The organism is Singulisphaera sp. GP187, from assembly GCF_900129635.1.
GTDB lineage: Bacteria > Planctomycetota > Planctomycetia > Isosphaerales > Isosphaeraceae > Singulisphaera.
In genome coordinates, this window is sequence record NZ_FSRB01000001.1 from 2,327,695 (window position 1) to 2,348,678 (window position 20,984).

Annotated in this window: 26 protein-coding genes and 1 tRNA gene; 21 read left to right on the forward strand and 6 right to left on the reverse strand. The window is 62.1% G+C overall.

What is annotated here, in order from left to right:
• Positions 1–100: 100 nt before the first annotated feature.
• Genes BUS42_RS09085 through BUS42_RS09120 form a run of 8 tightly spaced genes read left to right on the forward strand, consistent with a single transcriptional unit; the run spans position 101 to position 5,269 of the window.
• A complete protein-coding gene (locus tag BUS42_RS09085; protein WP_254053405.1) occupies positions 101–1,204 on the forward strand; it encodes a phage major capsid protein in 1,104 nt (367 codons plus the stop codon).
• A gap of 59 nt (positions 1,205–1,263) precedes the next feature.
• On the forward strand, positions 1,264–1,506 hold the full coding sequence (locus BUS42_RS09090) for a hypothetical protein (protein ID WP_074306633.1): 243 nt from the start codon (positions 1,264–1,266) through the stop codon (positions 1,504–1,506).
• Between the two features lie 15 nt (positions 1,507–1,521).
• Positions 1,522–1,941, forward strand: coding sequence for a hypothetical protein (locus BUS42_RS09095; RefSeq protein ID WP_074306634.1), 420 nt, complete (start codon positions 1,522–1,524; stop codon positions 1,939–1,941).
• A gap of 12 nt (positions 1,942–1,953) precedes the next feature.
• Positions 1,954–2,322 carry a hypothetical protein gene (locus tag BUS42_RS09100; protein ID WP_074306635.1) on the forward strand — a complete coding sequence of 123 codons (369 nt, stop codon included), beginning with the start codon at positions 1,954–1,956 and terminating at the stop codon, positions 2,320–2,322.
• A 4-nt stretch (positions 2,323–2,326) separates the two neighbouring features.
• Entirely contained in the window at positions 2,327–2,557 is a 231-nt protein-coding gene (locus tag BUS42_RS09105) for an excisionase family DNA-binding protein (RefSeq protein ID WP_074306636.1), read from the forward strand.
• 2 nt (positions 2,558–2,559) lie between these two features.
• Positions 2,560–2,901, forward strand: coding sequence for a hypothetical protein (locus tag BUS42_RS09110; protein ID WP_074306637.1), 342 nt, complete (start codon positions 2,560–2,562; stop codon positions 2,899–2,901).
• Between the two features lie 50 nt (positions 2,902–2,951).
• On the forward strand, positions 2,952–3,224 hold the full coding sequence (locus BUS42_RS09115) for a phage tail assembly protein T (RefSeq protein WP_074306638.1): 273 nt from the start codon (positions 2,952–2,954) through the stop codon (positions 3,222–3,224).
• A 2-nt stretch (positions 3,225–3,226) separates the two neighbouring features.
• Positions 3,227–5,269 carry a phage tail tape measure protein gene (locus BUS42_RS09120; RefSeq protein WP_074306639.1) on the forward strand — a complete coding sequence of 681 codons (2,043 nt, stop codon included), beginning with the start codon at positions 3,227–3,229 and terminating at the stop codon, positions 5,267–5,269.
• A 79-nt stretch (positions 5,270–5,348) separates the two neighbouring features.
• Here BUS42_RS09120 and BUS42_RS09125 read toward each other — a convergent pair whose 3' ends face one another.
• Complete coding sequence (locus BUS42_RS09125; RefSeq protein ID WP_074306640.1) at positions 5,349–5,801, reverse strand: hypothetical protein; 453 nt, start codon at positions 5,799–5,801, stop codon at positions 5,349–5,351.
• A 427-nt stretch (positions 5,802–6,228) separates the two neighbouring features.
• On the opposite strand from BUS42_RS09125, the gene BUS42_RS44310 reads away from it, so the two are divergent.
• Positions 6,229–6,474: a hypothetical protein gene (locus BUS42_RS44310; RefSeq protein ID WP_074306014.1), complete on the forward strand. Its 246-nt coding sequence runs from the start codon at positions 6,229–6,231 to the stop codon at positions 6,472–6,474.
• A gap of 5 nt (positions 6,475–6,479) precedes the next feature.
• Entirely contained in the window at positions 6,480–7,436 is a 957-nt protein-coding gene (locus BUS42_RS09135) for an ISAzo13 family transposase (protein ID WP_254053738.1), read from the forward strand.
• On the opposite strand, the gene BUS42_RS44930 is transcribed toward BUS42_RS09135, so the two are convergent.
• The 3 genes from BUS42_RS44930 to BUS42_RS09150 all read right to left on the reverse strand — a co-directional run bounded on the left by BUS42_RS44930 (position 7,409) and on the right by BUS42_RS09150 (position 9,364).
• Positions 7,409–7,972, reverse strand: a complete 564-nt coding sequence (locus tag BUS42_RS44930) for a hypothetical protein (RefSeq protein ID WP_254053406.1) — start codon at positions 7,970–7,972, stop codon at positions 7,409–7,411. The genes BUS42_RS09135 and BUS42_RS44930 overlap by 28 nt on opposite strands.
• Positions 7,973–8,186: 214 nt before the next feature.
• Positions 8,187–8,489 (reverse strand): helix-turn-helix domain-containing protein, encoded by a 303-nt coding sequence (locus tag BUS42_RS09145; protein WP_074306641.1) that lies wholly within the window; start codon positions 8,487–8,489, stop codon positions 8,187–8,189.
• 65 nt (positions 8,490–8,554) lie between these two features.
• Positions 8,555–9,364 (reverse strand): helix-turn-helix domain-containing protein, encoded by an 810-nt coding sequence (locus BUS42_RS09150; protein ID WP_074306642.1) that lies wholly within the window; start codon positions 9,362–9,364, stop codon positions 8,555–8,557.
• 171 nt (positions 9,365–9,535) lie between these two features.
• Here BUS42_RS09150 and BUS42_RS43570 point away from each other — a divergent pair, with 171 nt between their 5' ends.
• The 7 genes from BUS42_RS43570 (at position 9,536) to BUS42_RS09180 (ending at position 13,074) form a co-directional block, all read left to right on the forward strand.
• The gene (locus BUS42_RS43570; RefSeq protein ID WP_159452191.1) at positions 9,536–9,706 is read left to right on the forward strand and encodes a hypothetical protein; all 171 of its coding nucleotides are present in this window, start codon (positions 9,536–9,538) and stop codon (positions 9,704–9,706) included.
• A gap of 83 nt (positions 9,707–9,789) precedes the next feature.
• On the forward strand, positions 9,790–10,011 hold the full coding sequence (locus tag BUS42_RS09155; protein WP_074306643.1) for a hypothetical protein: 222 nt from the start codon (positions 9,790–9,792) through the stop codon (positions 10,009–10,011).
• A 101-nt stretch (positions 10,012–10,112) separates the two neighbouring features.
• Positions 10,113–10,409 (forward strand): hypothetical protein, encoded by a 297-nt coding sequence (locus tag BUS42_RS09160; RefSeq protein WP_143206276.1) that lies wholly within the window; start codon positions 10,113–10,115, stop codon positions 10,407–10,409.
• 82 nt (positions 10,410–10,491) lie between these two features.
• Complete coding sequence (locus BUS42_RS09165) at positions 10,492–11,070, forward strand: hypothetical protein (protein ID WP_143206277.1); 579 nt, start codon at positions 10,492–10,494, stop codon at positions 11,068–11,070.
• 6 nt (positions 11,071–11,076) lie between these two features.
• Positions 11,077–12,564, forward strand: coding sequence for a helix-turn-helix domain-containing protein (locus BUS42_RS09170; protein ID WP_074306646.1), 1,488 nt, complete (start codon positions 11,077–11,079; stop codon positions 12,562–12,564).
• Positions 12,557–12,751, forward strand: a complete 195-nt coding sequence (locus BUS42_RS09175) for a hypothetical protein (protein WP_074306647.1) — start codon at positions 12,557–12,559, stop codon at positions 12,749–12,751. Before BUS42_RS09170 ends, BUS42_RS09175 begins: the two co-directional genes overlap by 8 nt.
• Positions 12,748–13,074 carry a hypothetical protein gene (locus tag BUS42_RS09180; protein WP_074306648.1) on the forward strand — a complete coding sequence of 109 codons (327 nt, stop codon included), beginning with the start codon at positions 12,748–12,750 and terminating at the stop codon, positions 13,072–13,074. Before BUS42_RS09175 ends, BUS42_RS09180 begins: the two co-directional genes overlap by 4 nt.
• Here the strand turns inward: BUS42_RS09180 and BUS42_RS41790 are convergent.
• Both BUS42_RS41790 and BUS42_RS09195 read right to left on the reverse strand, forming a co-directional pair.
• Complete coding sequence (locus BUS42_RS41790; RefSeq protein WP_083670112.1) at positions 13,066–14,337, reverse strand: tyrosine-type recombinase/integrase; 1,272 nt, start codon at positions 14,335–14,337, stop codon at positions 13,066–13,068. The genes BUS42_RS09180 and BUS42_RS41790 overlap by 9 nt on opposite strands.
• 182 nt (positions 14,338–14,519) lie before the next feature.
• Positions 14,520–14,593 (reverse strand) — tRNA-Arg (locus BUS42_RS09195).
• A gap of 245 nt (positions 14,594–14,838) precedes the next feature.
• Between BUS42_RS09195 and rimO the strand changes: the two genes are divergently transcribed.
• From rimO to BUS42_RS09215, 4 genes are all read left to right on the forward strand, one after another.
• The gene (rimO, locus tag BUS42_RS09200; RefSeq protein ID WP_074306649.1) at positions 14,839–16,272 is read left to right on the forward strand and encodes a 30S ribosomal protein S12 methylthiotransferase RimO; all 1,434 of its coding nucleotides are present in this window, start codon (positions 14,839–14,841) and stop codon (positions 16,270–16,272) included.
• Between the two features lie 16 nt (positions 16,273–16,288).
• A complete protein-coding gene (gene pgsA / locus BUS42_RS09205) occupies positions 16,289–16,870 on the forward strand; it encodes a CDP-diacylglycerol--glycerol-3-phosphate 3-phosphatidyltransferase (RefSeq protein ID WP_074306650.1) in 582 nt (193 codons plus the stop codon).
• A 135-nt stretch (positions 16,871–17,005) separates the two neighbouring features.
• The gene (locus BUS42_RS09210; RefSeq protein ID WP_074306651.1) at positions 17,006–18,064 is read left to right on the forward strand and encodes an undecaprenyl-diphosphate phosphatase; all 1,059 of its coding nucleotides are present in this window, start codon (positions 17,006–17,008) and stop codon (positions 18,062–18,064) included.
• Positions 18,054–20,981 (forward strand): PD-(D/E)XK nuclease family protein, encoded by a 2,928-nt coding sequence (locus BUS42_RS09215; RefSeq protein WP_254053740.1) that lies wholly within the window; start codon positions 18,054–18,056, stop codon positions 20,979–20,981. Before BUS42_RS09210 ends, BUS42_RS09215 begins: the two co-directional genes overlap by 11 nt.
• The last annotated feature ends 3 nt before the right edge of the window (positions 20,982–20,984 follow it).

Consider the following 20,984-nt stretch of genomic DNA (forward strand, 5'->3'; position numbering starts at 1 on the left):
AACCTTTTCGAACCGAGTTGCCACGCGTACACTTGGATAGTCAGGGGTGGCCTGTGATGACCTCCCCATCGTTTGATCCAAAACGCGGATGGCCTATCCCATGACGCCTCGACTGTTCACTTACTCGCGGCCCGATCAGTCAGAAGAGCGCTCGCTCCCGCACCACGAGCCTTCTCAACGCGGGAAATACTCCCTCGCGAGGGCGCTTCGCGAGGCGAGGGACCACACCAACGGGGTCATCACGGGCCTCGAGCGCGAGGTCTCCGACGAGATTGCGCGGCGGACCGGTAGGAATGTTCGGGGCTTCCTTGTGCCCTGGGACGTGGAAGTCCGGGCCCTGTCGACGACCACAGGCGCCGGGGGAATCCCGACGATCCTCTCCGGGGCGATGATTGACGTGCTCCGGGCCAAGATGATTTGCGGGATGCTCGGCGCCCAGGTTCTCCCCGATCTGACCGGTGGCCGTTTCTCCATCCCCAAGAAGACGGCAACCGTCTCCCTCGGCTGGATGGGCGAAGGCGGGGACGCTCCCGCCGACGAGCCCGTGGTTGACGCGCAGGTCCTCTTCACCCCGCGCACGACCGGCGCCTACGTCGACGTGACGCGCAAGGCGATCGACTCCATTCCCAACGTCGATGAGGTCATCATCGGGGACCTGCTCGGGGCGATCGCCAACGAGGTTGACCGAGGGGCGCTGAACGGCCTCGGGAATAACAACCAACCCCTCGGCCTGGCTCAGAATCCTGGCGTGGCCGAGGTCTCATTCGGCGCGAACGGGGGGGCTCCGACCCTGGCTCTACTCGCCGCGATGGAGCAAACCGTAGGCAACGCGAATGCCGACCTCGGCAAGCTCGCGTTCGCGACGACTCCCAACGGTCGGGCCAAGCTTCGCCAGACTGAGAAGGTGGCGACGTCCGGGAAAATGCTCTGGACCGACTCCAACACCGTCCTCGGCTATCCGGCCGTGGCGTCGAACCAACTCCCCAGCAACTTGACCCACGGATCCGGGACCGGCCTTTCCCCCATCGTCTTCGGCAACTGGGCCGACCTGGTTATCGGCCTCTGGGGACCGGTCGACATCCTCGTGAACCCCTACATGTTCTCGACCTCCGGCTTCACCCGGTACCGGGGACTGCAAGACGTCGACGTCATGCTTCGTCACAACGAGTCGTTCGCCATGGCTCCGGACATGGTCACGACCTGACCGCACTCGATCGCCCACGACTGATCGAATCCTTTTCCCCAACCCCGAGAGGGTGAGTCATGCAGACGGTTCTAGTGAAGCTGACCAGGGACCATGTGCTGGTTGGCAGCCATGTCCACGTTGCAGGCGATGTCGTCGACGTCCCCCTGGAGATGGCGATCCGGTTCGTCGAGTCGACCGCTGGCGAGTTCGTTGACGCGCGGCTGTCACAGGCCCTGGGTGTCCACAAGGATCTCCCGTGGGACAAGAAGGCCGAAGCCGTGGCGGCTCTGGTCGACATGCTCGGCCCGGCCGCCAACTGATCGGGAGGTGAGACCGTGTCGAAGCTACGACTGATCCTGAAAGAAAACCCCCTGGGACTGGTCTTCAACGGCCGGCTCGGCAAGCACGGGGATGTCGTCAACGTTGAGCCGGAGCTCGCCGCGGAACTGCTCGAGGCCAAGGCCGCGGTGTTGATGACCCGAGTGAAGATCACCCGGGCCAACGTTCTTGTCGGCAACCGGGTCTGCGCAGCCGGCGACCTGGTGGACATCACAGACGAGCTCGCCAAGCGGCTCATTGAGGGCAAGGTGGCGACCGTCGCCCCGGTCAAGATCACGGCCAAGGCTGTCACTGTCGATGGCCGGAGCTATGCCGCCGGCAAGGTGGTCGAAACCACGGCCGATCAAACCCGCGTTCTGATCACGGGCGGACTCGCGGAATACGCGGGCGAGGCGGTTTGGTCCAGCAACCAGTGAGGTCATCAAGTCATGACGAAGGTCAAGTTTCTCAAAGATGTGACCATCAGAGGCCAGAGCTACAAGCCAGGCCAGGCCGCCGACATTGACGACGATCATGCCGCCAAGCTTTCCCGATCGGGCGGCATCGAGCCTCTTCCCGGGTTGACCGGGAGCCGAGCCAATCCGGCCATGAGGCAGGTTCGCTTCCTCAGACCAACCAAGGTCGACGGTCGGAACCATGGCGCCGGCGCGTACGTCGAGCTCGAGGAGCGCAAGGCCGAAGCGCTCCGGGCCGCAGACGTCGTCGTGTTCCCTGGCGAGTCGGGTTGGACCGGCGACACAACTCGCCGGAACGGCCCCGGCCGGCGCGAAAACGCATCCATCAATGGCAAGGGGTAAGTCGATGACATCGCCCGAGGTTGAACCCCAGAGATCGCCCTACGCGACCGTCCTGGAGGCCGCCGGTTACACCCGGGTCTCGACCCGGACAATCCGCCGGGCGATCACCTCGGGACGTCTGACGGCCCACCGCGTAGGAGTCCGAGTCCTGATCCGCTACGCGGACCTCGACACGTTCGTAACCGCCGGGGGAGAGTCACCCCCGGCATCCACCATTCTTCCTGCTCAGGAGTGACCATGTCTCTGACCCGTGAACAGTTCCTTGCCGCCGAGTTGCCCCGCAAGAAGGTCACCCTCCCCGATGGTGGCGAAGTCTACGTCCGGACCCTCACCGCGGCCCAGCGCGAGGAGTGGGAAGCCTGCTTGAGCGACACCGAGGGAGCGCGGGCGAAGGGGCTGATTCGGGCCTCGCTTGTCGCCCTGACCGTGTGCGATGAGCACGGGGCCACGCTCTTCACCAAGGCCGACGTTCCTGCCCTCGCCGAGAAGTCGGCCCCGGTCATCATCCGACTCTTCGAGGAGGCGAGTGAGTTCAACAGCGTCACCAAGGCCGACGTTAACGAGCTGGAAAAAAACTGAGGTGCCAGCCCCTCCGTCTCTTCAGCTTCCGGCTGGCGCGGGAGCTGAAGATGACTCGTCGCGAGCTGATGGCTCGCCTGGGTAACGACGAGTTCAAGGAGTGGCTGGCAGTCGAGCGAATCTACCCGTTCGAGGATGGTTACTGGCAGGCCGCACAGATCGCCTTCACCACGGCTCGAGCGGCGGGCGCGAAGGGGGTCAAGTTCGAGCACTTCCTTCCCCAGAAGGCGAAGGCCGAGAGCAGGCCGGCAACTGGAATCAGGGTGGGCGCCGGGGTGTTGGACCGGATCAGGCGAGCGAAGAGTAAGCATGCGGAGGCTTGAGCATGGCTTTGATCGGGAATATCGCCATCGGGGCGAGCGTCAACACAAAGGGGCTCGCCAAGGACCTGGCCACGGCGGACAAGGCACTCTCTCAGTTCGGAGCGTCCGCCGCCAGTCTTGGCGCGAGCCTGACGAAATCCTTCGCCGCCCTCAGCGTGGGGGCCGCCGCCTTTGACGCGCTCAAGTCTTCCATCGGGACGGCCGTGGACCTTGAGAAAGCAATCACGGGGTTGAGCAAGGCCAGCGACCTCGAGGGGGCTGGCCTTGAGTCCATGAAGGGGCAACTCTTCGGGCTCTCCACAGAGCTCAAAGGCGTCCCCTTGGATGACATCCTCGCGATCGCTACGAACCTCTCCAAGATGGGGACCGCGAACGATTCGCTTGTCGAGCAAACCCGCGGCATCGCGATGCTCTCGACCGCCATTGATGATATCCCAGTCGAGCTCATGACCGACCAGATCGGCAAGCTGAACTCCGTCTTCAAGCTTGGCGACAAGGGTGCGCTTCAGATGGGTTCGGCCTTGGACAAGATTGCGGACAGCGGCTTATCCAGCGCGTCCGGGATCCTCGACGTCACGGCCCGGATCGGTGGCACCGCGAACGCCATGAAGCTCGGGGCCGGCGAGACGATGTCGATGGCGGCCGCGCTCCTTGACACCGGGACCTCGGCAGAGCAGGCCGGATCCGCGATCAACAACATGCTCATGAATATGGTCGCCGTGGAGAACCGCAAGGACTTCGCCAAGACGGCCGGCATGAGCGTCCAGGAGTTCGGCGACCTGGTGGCCAACAAGCCGATGAAGGCCGTGGAATCCTTCCTTGTTGGCCTCGGGAAACTGGACGCGGCGGGGCAACTGGCGGCCCTCTCCAGCGCGGGGATCACGGCGCAGGAACGACAGGCCGCGATGCAGAAGCTGGCCCAACAGACGGGTAAGCTCGGCGAGTATGTAGGCATGGCGGCCAAGCAATTTCAGACGCTGGATCAGATTCAGCAGAGCTACAATAAGACGGCCCAGCAGACTGACGCCGCATGGGTCACGTTCAACAACCGAATCAGCATCGTCAGCAACACGCTCGGGTCCGTGTTTCTCCCGGCGATCAACTCGGCCCTCGGCACGCTCGGCGCCGACATCGACGCGGCCAACAAGTCCGCAAAATCCCTGATCGATACCGTCGGCTCGATCCCGTCGGGCAAGTCGTCCAAGGGCATGGGCGTTGGCGAAATCCTCAGCAAGGCCGCGCCTTGGATGGGACCGGCTGGCGTGATCCCTGGGGCGATCGGCCACTTCATGGGGGGCGATGTTCCTGGGAAGAAAGCTGCTCCGGATGCGGTCAAAGGAGCTATCCCCAATGCCCCGCCCGGTGGCAAGAAGCCACCGCCGATGCTGCCGCCAGGTGGTGACCTCGCATCCGAAGTCGAGAGCGTTGCGGCCAAGGTCGCGAAGGAGATCGGCTCACTGGAGAAGGAACTCCAACTCCAGATCGCCACGTTCGGGAAGTCCTCGACAGAGGTGGACCTCTACAAGCTCTCCCTCGACGGGGCAACCGCCGCCCAGATCCAGACCGCCCGAACCCTCACGACCCAGCTTGAGGCGATGGAGCGTCAGAAGAAGGTGATTGATGACCAGGTCGAGGCCCAGAAGCGTTTGAAGGAAGAGGGCAAGAGTCTCTATGAGGAAACCCGAACCCCGCTCGAGAAATACGCGGCCGAGGTCCAACGGCTCCAGGGTCTCCTCTCGGCTGGGGCGATCACTGGGGACACCTTCGACCGGGCAAAGCTTGCCGCGGGCGACCTGCTGAACGAGGACAAGGGCAAGGGGAAGGACGACGGGCCGACGCACGCCGCCGCCCTTCAGGCCGGATCGGCGGAAGCCTACTCGGCTCAACTCAAGTTCGGCGCCCAGGGCGGTGGCTCGAGGGACGAGCCGATCAAGGATGTGGCCAAGGAAACGACCAAGCAGACCGAGCTGCTACGGCAGTTGTTGCAGGAGACGAAACAGCAGAAGCGGCCAAACGCCGGGCCCGTCGAGCTCTTCAACCTCTGACCCCGGGGGGAGGGTGATTTGCTACAGGGTACGCGGATCCCACCGCAGCGTGCCCTTTGCACGTTTTTGCACCACTTTTTTAGGGGGTATTGCCCCCCCCGGAGAGAAATCTCATCTTGGCCGCTCGCCAAGCACCCCTTGTCCGATGGATCAGAACGCCAGCGAGGTAGCTGGCGAGGAGAAGGAATGATCCTGAGAGCAGAGTGGCAAGAAAGCCGCCGAAACCGGACTTGGGGTCGTCAAGGGCCCAACTGACGAAGACAAGGCTCGCCAAGCCCAAGATAACCTGCAGCATGGGGAATGCTTGGCTGGCGGCGACAGCGCCGCCACCGCTGATGAGCTTGAATCGCCGGTCGCTTGATTTCAAACCTATCATCCCGCCAAGGAGCCAGACTATTGCGATCGCCAGCGCCATGCCAAGATCCTGGCCTTCCCCATTCACTTTACGCTCGCTGAATATGAGGTTGGCGAACGTCATTGGGATAACAAGATTGGCTGCGAAGACAGCCGTCCAGGCGAGGAGCCAGAGCAAGCCTCCACGCGGCTCCTGTGGCTTGCGGTTCGCTTGAGCTGGAGGTTTGGCATTCATGTGTACCTGGGCCTCCCATAGGCGATCGCACGCATAAAAGGCCTGCCAACTTTTTCGAACCGTCTAAAAACGTGAAATTGGCCAGCTGCGGTGGGACGGGTGAGGGTGGTAGCAAATGACCTCCCCCCCTGGGGTTATCGCAAATCCCGTAAGGCTTTGCCGATAGCATCGCCAACAGCGACATTCTCCCCATTCAGATCTGCGATGACTTTGAGTATAGCCGCTTGCTCGATTCCCTCCATCAGGTCTGAGGCGACGGATTTCTGTGCAGCGCACGCTAGACTAAGGAATAGGCCGGGAATAACTTCCGTGGTTGGCATCGGTTAGGATGTCAGACCAGATGTTTGGAGGGAGTATACGGGAGGGTCACATGGAAGCCTACACACCGACAGTCCAACGGATGATGAAACGGCTTTTCGGCTCGTTGAAAGAGAACGACCGGCGGCGGTATGCGGCGATTGAGGCCGCGAAGTTGGGGCACGGCGGGGTCGAGTACATCGCGGGTGTCCTGGAGTGTGACCCGAAGACGATCCGGTTGGGCCTCGGGGAATTGGAAGGCGAGGACGACCTGGACACGGGCCGCACTCGCAAAAAAGGGGCGGCCGGAAACGGTTGATCGAGGTGGACTCGGCCATCGAAGCGAACTTTCACAAGGTCCTTGAGGACCACACCGCGGGCGACCCGATGCGACTCGAAGTGAAATGGACCAACTTGTCACGGCGCCAGATCGCCAAGCGGATGGAGGAATTGGGGACACGCGTCAGTCGCGACATCGTCTCGAAGTTGCTCCGGAAGCATGGTTACCGCAGGCGGAAGGCGGTGAAGAAGAAGACGATGGGGCCGCGCCACCCGGATCGCAACGCCCAGTTCGAGAATATCTCCCGTCTCAAGAAGAGGTACTTGAAGGCCGGCTTGCCGGTAATCAGCATCGACACGAAGAAGAAGGAATTGCTGGGCGATTTCCAACGCGACGGGGTGATCGATACTCAAGAAACGATCGTGGTCAACGACCATGACTTCGGGAGCATGGGCTCGGGTACTGTGATCCCGCACGGGATCTACGACGTGGGGCGGAACCTTGGATTCGTCCACCTCAACACCAGCCACGACACCAGCGAACTGGCCTGTGACAGCATCGCGGCTTGGTGGGAATCTGACGGTCGGTCGGCCTATCCCGGGGCAAAGAAACTGCTGGTGCTGTGCGACGGCGGAGGTAGCAATAGTGCGTCGAGATATGTATTCAAGGAGCAACTTCAGAAGTTGGCGAATCGGCTGGGCATCGAGATCCGAATCGCCCATTACCCGCCGTACTGCTCGAAGTACAACCCGATCGAGCACCGCCTCTTCCCGCACGTGACGCGGGCCTGCCGCGGGGTGATCTTTCGAACGTTGGAGACGGTCCAGTACTACATCTCCAAGACCGAGACTGCCACGGGCTTGAAGGTGGCAGTGCGAATCCTTGAGAAGGTGTATCAGACCGGCATGAAGTGCGCCGAGGGATTCAAGGAGGGCATGAAAATTGTCTTCGACAAAGTCCTGCCCAAATGGAACTACCGGGCTCTCCCCAAACCAGCATGAAAACGGGAAGTTATTCCCGGCCTATTCCTAAACAATTTTTTGGCAGCTTGGCGGACAGCTGGACTCTCTACTAAGAGCATAAGACCAGTCATTTTTAAAATCGATAATTCAAATTCATGAATGGATTTAGTTAGGTCGCCTTCGTTCTTCTGTTGGGCCTTATAATCAATAGCAATAAAATGCAGAATACTGATTGCTTGGACGAGATTTTGAACGGCCTGTTGAAGTTCGAGTAGCGTCTTCATTTGAAACTCAGCCCATCGCTGCTCACGACGCTCTTCAATCTCTTTAGCCTTGAGACCGTGTTGGCTCTTCCACGAAATTTGTTGGCCCACTATCAGGAAGCCGCCGCCAACCAGAGCACCGCAAAGAGTGCCGAAAAACTGGATCCAAGGATTCGACGCCGTAGACCCAGCTTGTGCTCCCCCGGTCAAGGTTGGACCGTGGAGCCAATCCAAGAACGCCGCGGAGAGGAAGCCGCTTACGAAGCACGCGAGGGCACCGGCGGCCCAGTACCTGACATAGCGAGTTACCATAGCGAGGGGCATCCATCGGGGATTATTCGAACGGGATCCGGAGTAGGGGAGTGGTCGTCATTCGCTCCCGGCCCTTCTTGGATACGCCGCTTTGGGGCTGCGCGAGGGTCCCAGCAAATCCCCTCCCCCCTGGGGGGTAAACCCGCGGATACCCTTTGGTGCGTCCCGGTGGTGCTCTCTCAGGCACGCAGCACAATCGACAACGTCAGCGGAATCACTGGGCCGGCCGGTAGCCAAAGTCGTCCCCGTCAATCAGCCCGGCGTCCCGGAGCGAGACTTGCCGGCGAGTAAGCGCCAGTGCCGCCGTCTCGGCGGCCGGTCGATACTCAACCCTCGCCGCGCTGAGGTACGCGTTCAAGTCGTCGCGGTGCACGAACAGCTTGCGGCGGATCCGGCGAGCCGCGAGCTTGCCGGCATGGATCTCCCGATAGACCGTGGCCGAACTACACCGTAGCTCGTGGGCCGTCTCGGGGAGGGTCAGCAGGATGGCATCGACCGGCGCACGCGTGGTGTTCATCGAGCCTCCGTAGGGAAGGTTTTGGCGGCATGTGGACCAAGTTTTAGGGAATCCGAAAGGGCGGGTTACTTCGATGACCTTTTCTTTTGATCGCCAGGTCCTCGACCCTTTTCGAATACGACCGCATAGATCATCGGCCCTCCGACATTACACTCCATACCATCATGCTCGGTAATGATTATATCGCTCTTGACTAAAATGATGCAGCCAAACGTCGGTGTAAATGTAAGACCTTGTGGGATCAATCGATTGATAATGGCTGGCATGCTGCCCGGAGGTGGGGAGTACAGCTCAAAATCGCCCTCGATCGGATATTCTGCTCCTGGTTTAGCCTGTGACTCTGGGATGAGCTGGTCCCTTTTGCAAACCACGGAACCCTCAGGGACCTCGTCAATTCCGATTAGGAAGAAATGCTCGAACTTAAAAACGCATCCAGGCTTGTATCTCTCCTCTTGCGAAATTTCCGAAGGTGACTCGATTTCCGCTGGCCGGCTTGAATGGGCTTTGGCCGCTGCCTGGATTGAGTTTGAGGGACCAACGGGTTGTGGTGCGGCAGGAGAGGTGGCGAGACGTCGAAGGGCTTCGTTCAGGCTGAGCTTTAATGCCCGGAAGAGGGTAATGACGGCTTCTTCGTCAGAGGATAGGCCTGAGTCGTTGGTTTGATTCTCGACCTCGTCTTTGACGAGGTAGTCAACCGAGACACCGAGGACGCGAGCCATGCTCACGACCTGAGTAAGGCTCGGTCTGCTGTTGCCCGATTTCCATTCAGAGAAGCGGGAGGGGTGGACTTGGATTTGGCGAGACAACTCCGACTGATTGACACCTTTCTCACGCGTCAGCTTCATCACCTTTTCAATCAGCTTATCAGCTTCCATACAATTCACCCCTCGACGTGCCGCCAATTTTCGGAATCCGCAATTCTTTTTCGTTCCGCGTATTGACTTATTGTGGATTCCGCAATATTCTTCTGGAGTGCTTTACAAATTATACACCATTTCAGCAAAAGGAACACTGCCATCGTCCCTATCACGACGATCGCCAATCGAATGAATGAGCAGTCGGCCTTTGCCAAGGGCGCCGCATGGGCCCTCGGGCTCGAGTTGCATTGGATCGGCCCCTCCCTCTGTCTCTCCGAGGAGGATGCCGAAAAGCTTGTCAGGATGACTGGGAATCGGGAAATCCCGCACCGCAAGGAACGCGCAAAGGCCACCGCGTAACAACCCCGCCTTTATCCCGACAAGACGAGTCAGCCAGCGGCGTTCGCTGGCCCCGACGAAGGTACGTACCCAGGAAACCAACAATGGCGACCGCGACGAAGACTGCCCGAAGCCTCAAGGTCCTCTGCCCGTTCTGCCTAGCGGGGGAGTCGATCACCCTCGACCTGAACGACCTCAGAGCCTGCGTGTGCTCGAACTGCTCAGAGGAGTTCAGCCCGCAAGACGCCTTGGCCAAGGCGAACGAGCTGGTAGCGAAGTGGTCCCAGGTCGTGGCCTGGATCGAATCAGCCCCGGCGGGGTCGTGATCCCCACCCGCGCAAGAGAGAGGGCCTCCGCGACTGCAATCGCGTTGGCCCTGGTGTCTGCCCAGTCCCATGGTCTACCAACCGTTAGGAGTTCGAGCGACATGAGCATTGTAGCCCAGCAACCGCCGTTGTCCAGGAAAGTCCGCAAAGCATGCGACCCCGTGCCGCTCTCACCCCTCGAGCACGCGCTAACCCGCGTGGCCTGGTTGCTCAACCGTCGAGGTTACCGACCGGTCGACGTCTCCGCGATCATCCTCGAGCTCCGGGCCGCGGGGACCGCCGAGTGTTGCGGACGCATCAGCGACTTCGACCGTCCGCACGTCGAGGCCCTCTTGCCGTGGTCGATCGACTGGTCCGATCCGAAGTGGGGCGAGCCCCTGTCTTCCCCCAGGGTTTGAAGCTTTCTCCGACTCTCCGGAGCGAATCGAAGCTGCTCGTTCCTACCCACATTGAGACCTCGACAGGCAGGACCCATAAACGATGGCAATGACGACGACGAAGCGGAAGAGAAAGGCCAAGGTTGTCCAGCCACCCCCGGAAGATCCGGTCGTGACGCACGCTGCAACCTTCGAGCGGTATCGCAATCTGGCCGCAGATCTGACCCGGCAGGCGATCGAGGCGTACACTCGGATCCGAGCGGAATACGTTGCGATGGAAGCCATGGAGTACGCGATTCTTGGCGAGTTTCCCGAGCGCCATCCGAAGGATGCCAAGGCAGACCACACCGAGGATCAGTTCAAGCTGCTCGAGCACACGTGTTACTGGGGGCATTGGACGCAAGACAAGACGAACCTGCTTCTCGATGCCGAGAACTGCCTGGTTCGATCCATCCTGAATTGGGATCGGACTCTCGACCGAGACGCGCTCGAGGCCGGCCCCGCGTCGGTCCATGCCCCGCGGGGTGTCATCCACAACGGATCGCTTTACCTGGCCATTCCTGATGATGACGACAAGTCGTCTGGCCTGGGCTGGACAACCCTTCGAGTCGTACCCCTGGCCTCAATCGTCGATCTTGACACAACAGGCGACGTGAACCTCTCCATCAAAGGGGGAGACTGACGCCCCATGGCCAAGCAGTCGGGTAAAGGGCTGGGATCAACCAAGACGCCAGGTGGCTACGCCGACGTGCCTCATGGCATCGCGGCCGATCGTCGCCTTAGCGCAACTGACTGCCGGGTGATCATGGCGTTGCTTTTCCATGCCTGCGATCGAACCGAGTGCGAGTGTTCCGATGAACAACTTGCCAAGTATGCCCAGGTTCACGAACGAACGATCACCCGATCACTTGACTCGCTCGAAGGGTTCGGCCTGATCCGCCGACGACAGGCCCACGCAAACTCCAAGAGGCAGACCGGTCGGGTGATCGCCCTGCTTTGGAGGGTCGACCCGAAGCTTATTCCCAAGCCTCCTCGACGACCCAATCGTAGCGACCGGGTTTGGGCATCCCAGAATTCGGAGGAGGGACAACCAGAACAAGGCCAGCTGGCAGACACCAGTGTCCGGCAGCTGGCAGACACCAGTGTCCGGCAGCTGGCAGACACCAGTGTCCGGCGCAATAGTAGAAGAAGGAAAGAGAAGAAGGAAAGAGAAGAAGTTCCTCCTTCGTCGTCACCAAAGAAGGGGACGGACAACGACGATCCAAACGGTTTTTTGATCCCTGATGGGGAGGGGATCGAAAGCCAAATCCTCCCCTCGATCGAGGCGGCTCGCCTCTGCTTTGGCGATGCCGTTGCCGAAGAGCTTCGGGCCGATGCCAAGCGGCTTGGCGCCCCGAAAGAACCCAACGGCCGCGGGGGCATGAACGGTCGCTGGGACCTCTACCCCAACGCGATCTACCAGACCAAGCATGTTGGCAGGTACACCGGCAACCCGCTCCGGTATGCCGTTGGCGTTGCCAACGACTTCGCGATCAACGGCGTCCCAACCGAAGCAAAGACGGCCCGCGCCAAGATCGAGGCACGGGTGAGGGAGGAGGCGGAATTCGAGGCGCAAGTTCTGGCCGATGACGAGGCCGCAAGGAAAGCCGCCGAAGCGGCAGAAGCTAAAGCCGAGGCCAAAGAGGCAGAGGCCAAGGCGAAGGCCGCGGAGGATCGTTGCCGTATCGAGAATGCGACGGCCCCGGAGATCATCCAGCATTTCAAGGATCTGGGCTGGCTCTTGATCGTCAGTGAAACCGACGATGGCGTGAAGATTTACACGCAGGCTATCCATTCAGGTATTCCCAAGTTCCCCCCGATATACGGCGAACGACTGACGGCAATCAGGCTCGAGGTCATCGCTTTCCTCAGGGCGCAAAAAGAGGAAAGCCTGGCCAGGTTGCAAGCGGCGAGGTCCGCAGTGCCACCTTCGGTCGATGCTCCCGCGCAGCTCAACCCACGCTCTGCCCGGGCGGTCGCCGAGGGCATGAAGGCAACACTGGTCGAACCAACAGCCGAACAGCGGGCCGAGTTCGCCGAGAAGAAGCGAGTCGCCCTCGCCGCGATCAAGACCGCGGCGAAAGTCCGGCACCCGGCCAATCCACTCCTGACCCACACCGGAGACCCCAATGGTTGAGAAGCGCGTGATGTGTGACAGGTGCAAAAAAGTCATTATCGATCATCACTCGATTCTTACGCTCGAGTTCAACGCCCCGTCGGATACCCGCGACGCCATGGATATCTGTTTCGACTGCACCTCCCTGCTTTTGGGTTGGATGGCCGCCGGCAACCCCGCCGCCGAACTGGAGACCAACGCGCGATGAGCACGAAGGCGCCCGATATTCTCGAGCCGTCCGAGGCGGCCGCCCGCCTCGCGATCTCGACCAAGTGCCTGACGGCGATCATCCGTCGGCACCACTACAAGTTCACCGAGCTTGCCGCGGGTGGCAAGCCCGGCGACCGGGGCCGACGTCGATGGGGCCTGACGGAGGCCCAACTGCAAACCATCATCCGGGGACAGGAGCGGGGCTTCGAAGAGCCGGAGCCGGAGACCGCCGCTCCGGCCGCCACCCGATACTCAAACCTGCCCCCGGACGACGGCCGGTTGCTCCTGAGAAAAGGCAAGGGACGGGCGCGGTCACGATGACCGCCGCCCGCCCGCAAGTCGCTCGGCCGCTGACTGGAGGTGACTGTCGAGCAAGTGACCGTAGTGCTTGTAGATCATGTCCGGCGACGTCCCGGTCAGCTCCGCGATTGTCGCGACGTCCACCCCGAGCATGAGCAGCGTCGAGATTGCCGTGTGGCGCCACCGGTAATTCACGAGCCGATTATGCCCCACGTTCAGGATCGCGATCCCCGCCCGCTTCGACTCCCAGGGCTTCACCACCGCTCCAGCCTTGATCCGTTCGGCGACTTCCGCTTGCCAGGCGATGAGCTCGCGCCTCACCTTCAAGGTGGTTTTCGAGAGCACGCTCCCCGACTCCCAGGGACCGCCGGCGCCCGCCCCTCCCCTACCCCGTCCGTGGACAAACACCCATTCCGGATGGAGTCGCGACCGTTCGAAGACTCGCCGGAGCGCGCGAGTGAGCGACGGCGTGAAGTAGATCGTCCGCGGCTTGCCGGTCACCTTGCCGGCCTTCCACCGCTCGGGAGGGATGACCGCCTTCGCACAGGCGTGCCCCGACGTGGTCTGCCATCCCTTCCAAACGATGTCCCCCCACTGGAGCTTGCAGAGCTCGCCCGGTCGCGCCCCGGTCCTTATGAGGATCCGCTCGAGGAGTAGGGTGAGCCGGTCGTATTTTCCGGTGATCGTCTTGCGCTTCGACCTGGTCCGCCAGTGAGCGAGGAACGCGGCCGCCTCGGCGCGTTCGGCGAATCGGGCCGGGCTCCTCGGGATCATGGGCGCCTTGAACCCCTGGATCGGATTCGCGTCGAGCGGGATCTCTTTGTCCCGCACCGCCCAGTTCAGCGCGGCCCGGACGGTGGCACAGACGTTCCGGGCATAGGTCGGTGTGTAGAAGTCGAGCAGGTCGACCCCGAAGTCGGTCAGGTCGTTCGGCTCGAGGGTCCGTACCGCACGCTGGCCGAGCTGGTCAGAGAAGATCCCCAGGTGCCGCGCCTTGTTGGCGAACTCGGAGGGCGCGAGCTTGCCCTCATCCCTCTGCCTCTTGGCCCAGGTCAGATAGTAGCCGCACACCATGTCAGCGAGTAGGCCGCTCGCTTGAGGCTTGACTGTCCGATCTCTCGACTGGGCGGTCTTGAACCACTCCCAGGCCTTCGCCTCATCGCGCTCGCCGATCTCGGCGGGGGCGAACACCTCACGCCGCCGGCCGTTATCATCGCGCTCCCCCACGTTACCGTACCAACGTCGTCGACTCGCGTTCCATCGTGGCTTGGCGATCCGCGGCATGTCCTGAGACTCCGGAGCTCGTGTTCCTCTGAACACTATAGCACACTCCGCAACCTCTTTTCCACCGCTATGGAACGACAGTTAGAACGACTTCGTAGAACGACAGAGGGGTTTTAAGGCATTCGTTTTCGGGAACCTCAGACCAACAAAAAACCCCTGGTTTCCCAGGGGTTTTTTGTCAGTACACCCGGTAGGACTCGAACCTACAACCTTCGGTTCCGAAGACCGATGCTCTATCCAATTGAGCTACGGGTGCATTCGGCAGTGCCCAGTCCATACAGTCGAGCCAAGCAAGGACTCGTTCGGGGGGACAGTGGGCTCACAGGTCAGAACTATACTCGAAGACTCGCCCGAAGGCAAGCTTTTAGTGCGGACTTGACGCCGCGGGCTGCGATCTCCTAGTCTAGAACTCTTTGCCGCGCATGGTCGCGTGTCTTTTTTCCTCCCTCACTCGTCTCCAACTTCGCCCTTTTTGCGAGGAAGACGGGAATCCCGAGACCGATGAATCCGAATTCTGAGATCAAAGGCACGTTCTCGTTCGTCAGCCTGGGCTGTCCCAAGAACCTGGTGGATTCCGAGCGAATGCTCGGGCTCCTGGCTCAGGACGGCTACGTGCTCGTGCCCGATACGAAGAAGGCCGACCTGGTCATCATCAACACTTGCGGGTTCATTGACGCGGCACGGCAGGAATCGCTGACCGTGATTCGCGAGATGCTCGACCGCAAGCGCGCCGGGGAACTGAAGGGCGTGGTCGTCGCCGGCTGCCTCGCCGAGCGGCAGAAGGAAATGCTCCTCGAAGAGGTGCCCGATGTCGACCAGGTGGTCGGCGTCTTCGGCCGCGAGGAGATTGCCTCGGTCGCCGACCGAATCATGGGCGACCTGCACGACCAGCGGACCATTTTCCGCCCCGCTCCCATCCAGGCGCAGGACGACCGGGCCCGGATGCGGATCACTCCCAGGCATCTCGCCTATCTCAAGGTGTCCGAGGGCTGCGACCGGCTCTGCACCTTCTGCGCGATCCCTTACATGCGCGGAAAGCATGTCACGAAGCCGATCGAAACGGTGGTCGCCGAGGCCCGCGAGCTCGCCGCCGACGGCGTTCGCGAGCTCAACCTGGTCGCGCAGGACATGACCTACTACGGTGTCGACCTCTACGGTCGCCCGCGACTCGCCGAACTGCTTCGCGAACTCAACCAGGTGGAGGGGATCGACTGGATCCGCGTCCTCTACAACTATCCGAACTATTTCACCGACGAATTGTATGAGGTGCTCGGATCCTCCGAGAAGATCCTCCCCTACCTCGACATGCCGCTCCAGCACATCAATGACCGGATGCTCCGGATGATGAACCGGCGGCATACGCGTGCCGAGACCGAGACGATCATTTCGCGGCTGAGGGCGAGCATTCCGAACCTCGTCCTCCGCACGACGTTCATCGTCGGGTTCCCCGGCGAGACCGAGGCGGAATTCAACGAGCTTCGCGAATACATCGAAGCCACTCGATTCGAACGGCTCGGGGTATTCCCCTACTCGTTCGAGCCCGACACGCCGGCCGCGAAGATCCCGGGGCACATTGCGGACGAGGTCAAGTCGGCGCGCCGTGACCAGATCATGGCCGCCCAACAAACCATCGCGTTCGCCTACAATCAAGGGATGGTCGGACGCAAACTGGACGTCCTGATCGATGGCCCGAGCCCGGAAGGCAAGGATCTCTGGATCGGGCGAACTTACGCCGATGCCCCCGACGTCGATGGGCTCACGTTCGTTCGGAGTCCCTCGATCGAGCCGGGCGACCTGGTGGCCTGCGAGATCGTCGCCGCCGAAGGCTACGACCTGATCGCGCGTACCGAAGCCGCTCCTCGTCCGCGTCGTAGGGCTCGGCCCAAGCCTCGCAAGAAGCCGGCGACTTCGTCCTTGACGATCCTGAATAACTGAGAGCGTAGGCTTGGACATGGCTGTACCTGCCGAAGCGCGGTTCTGGAACGTGCCCAACACGTTGACCATGAGCCGCCTGGTTCTCGCGGTTGTCGTATTCGCGCTCATTGCCTACGGGCAATATCTGCCGGCGCTCGCGGTCTTCGGCGTCGCGTCGTTGACCGACGCGCTCGACGGCTACTTCGCGCGGCTCCTCGACCAAGGCACCCCGCTCGGGCGACAGCTCGACCCGCTCGTCGACAAGGTCATCGTGTCGGGTGCCTACATCTACTTGCTTTCGGTTCCTCATACCGGGGTCCAACCCTGGATGGTCACCACGATCGTGGTCCGCGAGATGCTCATTCAGGGGCTCCGGAGCCATCTCGAAGGACAGGGCCAAGCCTTCGGCGCCGCGATGGCCGGCAAGCTCAAGACGCTCGTGCAGTGCCTTTCGATCTCGGCGATCCTCCTGTCGCTTGCCATCCCGACGACGAACTACTCCTTGATCCTCGTCCGCGACGGACTGACTTGGCTGGCCGTCGCCCTGACGATCTACAGCGGACTCGGCTACGTCGTGATGGCCATGCCGTTTATGCGTCAGAAGGCCTCGACGCCCTGAATCGTCAACCCATTGCGCTGAGATAAAAGCGAGGGATGCTCAGTCCGTTCCGAACTGGGAGTCCCTCGCTGCGTTTGACTCGTCCTGACCCTGCCGTTGGGATCGCTCCTCAACACCAAATCCTCAAGGTTTTTCATGGAATGGATTGAGTCCTTGGTTCTGGGTCTGGTGCAGGGTCTCACCGAGTTTTTGCCAGTCTCCAGTGACGGGCACCTCACGATCACCCAGATGGCGTTTGCGAAGCTCACGGGGCATGGCCGACCCGCGGCCGAGAACCTCTTTTTCGACGTCATGCTCCATCTGGGCACCCTGACGGCGATCCTGGTTCACTACCGGGCCGTGGCTCGGACCGGGCTTTGCGGACTGCTGGGCGCGAACGATGTGGCTCCGGCCTACCGTCGAGGCGCCGTGATCCATGTGGGGACTTTGATGGTGGTGGCCACCCTGCCACTCTTTCCCTACGCCTACTTCAAGCGTTATTTGCTCTCAACCTTCGAGAGTCCCACGGCGGTCGGCTTCGGATTCCTGGCCACGGCCACCGTGCTCTTGCTGACCATGAAGTTGCGCGGCGGGGAGAAAGGGCCCGACCAGATGACCTGGCTCGATGCCCTGCTGATCGGCATCGCCCAGACCTTCGCGCCCCTCCCTGGGGTCAGCCGAAGCGGCCTGACCGTCGCGATGGCCCTCGGGCTGGGAATGTCTCGCGCCTGGTCGGTCGGCTTCAGCCTCCTGATCGCCTTCCCCGCGATCCTCGGGGCCACGGTCATGGAACTCAAGGATTTCGACCGGGCGACGCTCACCACCGACCGCGTCGCGCAGACGATCGCGGCCACGATCATCGCCGGCCTGATCGGCTACCTCGCAATCATCTGGCTCGTCAAGATCGTCCGCGCTGGACGCCTATGGTATTTTTCTGTATACTTGTTTGTCTTGGCGATTGCCGTTCTCGCGACGAACGCGCTCTCGAAAGGAACCCCCGATGCCCCGAGCGCAACGGCTACTGAGCGGGCCTCAGGGCTCAGCCCTGCGGGATCGGGTGTTGGACGAGGTGAAGCTCGACCCGGCCAGCCTCTGGATCGTCGCTTCGCCCCTGGCGCGAGACCAGACCCGGTGGAGCCTGGGCTCACGGTACCGGTCGCTTCAAGGGACGCGAATCTGGTGCTGGGACGAACTCTGGCGGGCCATCCGCGATGAGCGTGGCGAGGGTCCAGCCCGGCTCTCACCGGCGGCCGCTCGAGCCGCACTGAACGAAGCGATCAGCCGCGCCGGTCGCGACGGTGCGCTCACCGATGTGGCCGCTGTGATCGAATGGCCGGGCTTTCGCCGGCGACTCGTGGCCAGGATCGCCGGTTGGACCCGCGCCGAGCGGTCGGCCACGGCCGATCCCACCGAGAATCATGAGCCCACCCTCCGCGCCCAGTGGGCGATCTTCGGGCGCTATCGCGAGGTCTTGCGGGAACTCCATGCCGAAGACGACGAGGGGCTCGCGACTTGGGCCTCGAAGACCCTTCTGAAGACTCCGCCGAAGTCGTTCAAATCGCTCAATGAGGTGGTCTTCCTTGACCCGAGTCTGGACTCCCCCGCTCCTTGGCGCGTCGTTCAATTCGCCCAGGCGCAAAGCCGGTCGGTGACGTTGACGCTGACTCTTGATTCGGACCCGAGCCTGGGCGAAGTCTATGGCGAGGCAGCCTCGATTCGCGCGCGGTTGCTTGACTCGGGCTTCCAAGAAACCAAGCTTGGCCCGGACTCGCGGCGGCCCAAGGGACTGCGAGACGTCGAGCACGAGCTCTTTCGCTCCGACGGCCATCTTCGGCCTCGGCTCCGTGATCCGGACGGACTGAAGGTTGCGGGAGCGCCCCAAGGTGAAGGGATGGCCCTCGTCCTGGCGCGCGAGATCAAGCGGCTGATCGAGCGCGGCACCGATCCCGAGGAGATTCTGGTCCTGTTCCGCCGCTGGGATGACGACGCGGACCTGATCCTGAAAACGCTCCAAGCCTGGGGCCTTCCCGCGGCCGCCGAGCGCCGGGTTGCGTTCGCGGCCGCGCCCGTCATCGCGGCGCTCCGCCTGGCGATGGTGATTCCCGGCGAACAGTGGGAAGCCACCACGCTGATCCAATGGCTCCGACACGGACAGGTGCGCCCCCCTTGGGCCGCCGAGCATGGCCCCCTGGCGCTCGCCAAAACCGCCGCCGCGATTCGCGCGATCCGCGTGTTTCGAGGCCTCGATCCGATTCGGCGCGCACTCGACCGAACGATCTCGGAGGCGCGAAGCCAGGGAAAGGAAGCGCCGCACGTTGTGGTCGCACGCGCCGTGCTCGACCGACTCGCCGCGGTGATCGGCACCCTCGATCAACCGGGGCCCTGGCACTACCAATGCGAGGGGCTCCGGAACCTCGCGAGTTCCCTGGGCATCGGCGCGATCGACGATCCACTCCTTGAGGCGTTGTGGGATGCACTCGACGAGCACGGAGCGGTGCTCGAGGGACTCGGCCAAGCGGGCCAGACCTGGACCTGGACCAGGTTCACACGCGAGGTTGAGTCACTGACCGCCGAATTGGCGGGGCCTCCCCTGCCCTGTGCCCCCGGCACGATCCGACTGGCCGAAGTGGATGAAGTCGCGGGATCACGCGCCCCTTGGATCTTCCTGGCAAATCTCGGCGAGGGGATGTTTCCGACCCGCGACTCGATCGACCTCAGTCGCACCACGGCCACGGAGGAAGAAGCTCAGAGTGTGGCGCAGGCCAATCCCGCCTTCGCGCGGGAAATGCTTCGTTTCCTCGGCGTTGTTGGCTCAGCCGATACGGGGCTCGTGCTCGCCTACGCGACGAGCGACGCCCAAGGTCAGGAACTGCTCCGGGCCGGGTTTCTCGACGACCTGCTCGGCCTGTTCACTCCCGAGGCCGTGGCCAGCCCGCGCGTCCACGAGTCGCACCGGCGCTTCGACCCGACACTCACCGACTGGCCCGAGTTGGCAGGCGCACCTGCCGACGCTCGGGTCCGGGCCGTCGCGCTCGCCTGCACGCAGCGTGAGTTCACCTCTCTCCGCGCGCTGGCCCGCCAGCCCCGGCACCGTCGCATCCTCGAGGGAACCGCCGCCGCGATTCGGGTCGCCCAATCGCGACTCCAATCGACGCACTTCGGCGCCTACGACGGACGGATCGGTGACAGCCGGGTGATCGAGCGAATCGTCAAGAAATTTGGCCCTGACTATACGTTCAGCCCGAGCCAGCTCGAAACGTTCCTCTTCTGCCCCTTCCAATTCTATCTTCGCTACATGCTCAAGCTTGCGCCCGTCGACGAACGCGACGAGCTCGAGGAGGATTACACCGAGCGTGGCAGCCGGGTACACCACGTCCTCGAATTGCTTGAGCGAATGCTCGCCCAGGAGCCAGGCAACCGACTCGAGCGGGCCGAAGCGCTCATCCTCAACGAGAGAAGGTCCGAGCCCAAGAGCGGGTCGGACATCGATCTGGGGATCCACGAGATCGAGCAGCGTCGGATGATCCGGACCCTCCGCCGCTATGTTCGCCAACACGACGCTTATGAGTCCGCCCAGAAGTCCGGAAATCCAGCCCCCTACCTGTTCGAGGTCGACTTCGGGCTCGAAGGGGGCGAGGACGAATCGTTTCCGAGTCTCGTCCTGGGCGCAGGGGCCGACTCAGTCCGACTGCAAGGGAAAATCGACCGCATTGACCTGGTCTCCTGCTCCGACCTCTCGGCTTATCGCGTGATCGACTACAAGACCGGCGCTTGCCCGTCCAAGAACGACGTCAAGGATGCGATCTATCTGCAACTGCCACTCTATGCGCTGGCCGTGGAACGGATCATCTTGAAAACCGCCGAAGTCCGATTACACGACGTCGGCTATTGGGCACTGGCCGCCGACGGCTTCAAGTCGATCACGCTGAAGAACTGGGACCAGGATCGCGAGGCGCTCGAAACGTACGTGACCGACGTGGTCGGTCAGTTGCGTCAGGGCCAATTTGTCGTCGACTCCTGTAAAGACGATTGCATTCAACGATGTGAATACAGTTCGGTCTGTCGGATCCGCCAGGTCCGCGCGGCGCGAAAGGTCCGGGAGGGGGAACCAAGCCTCGAGTTGAAGGTCTGATCG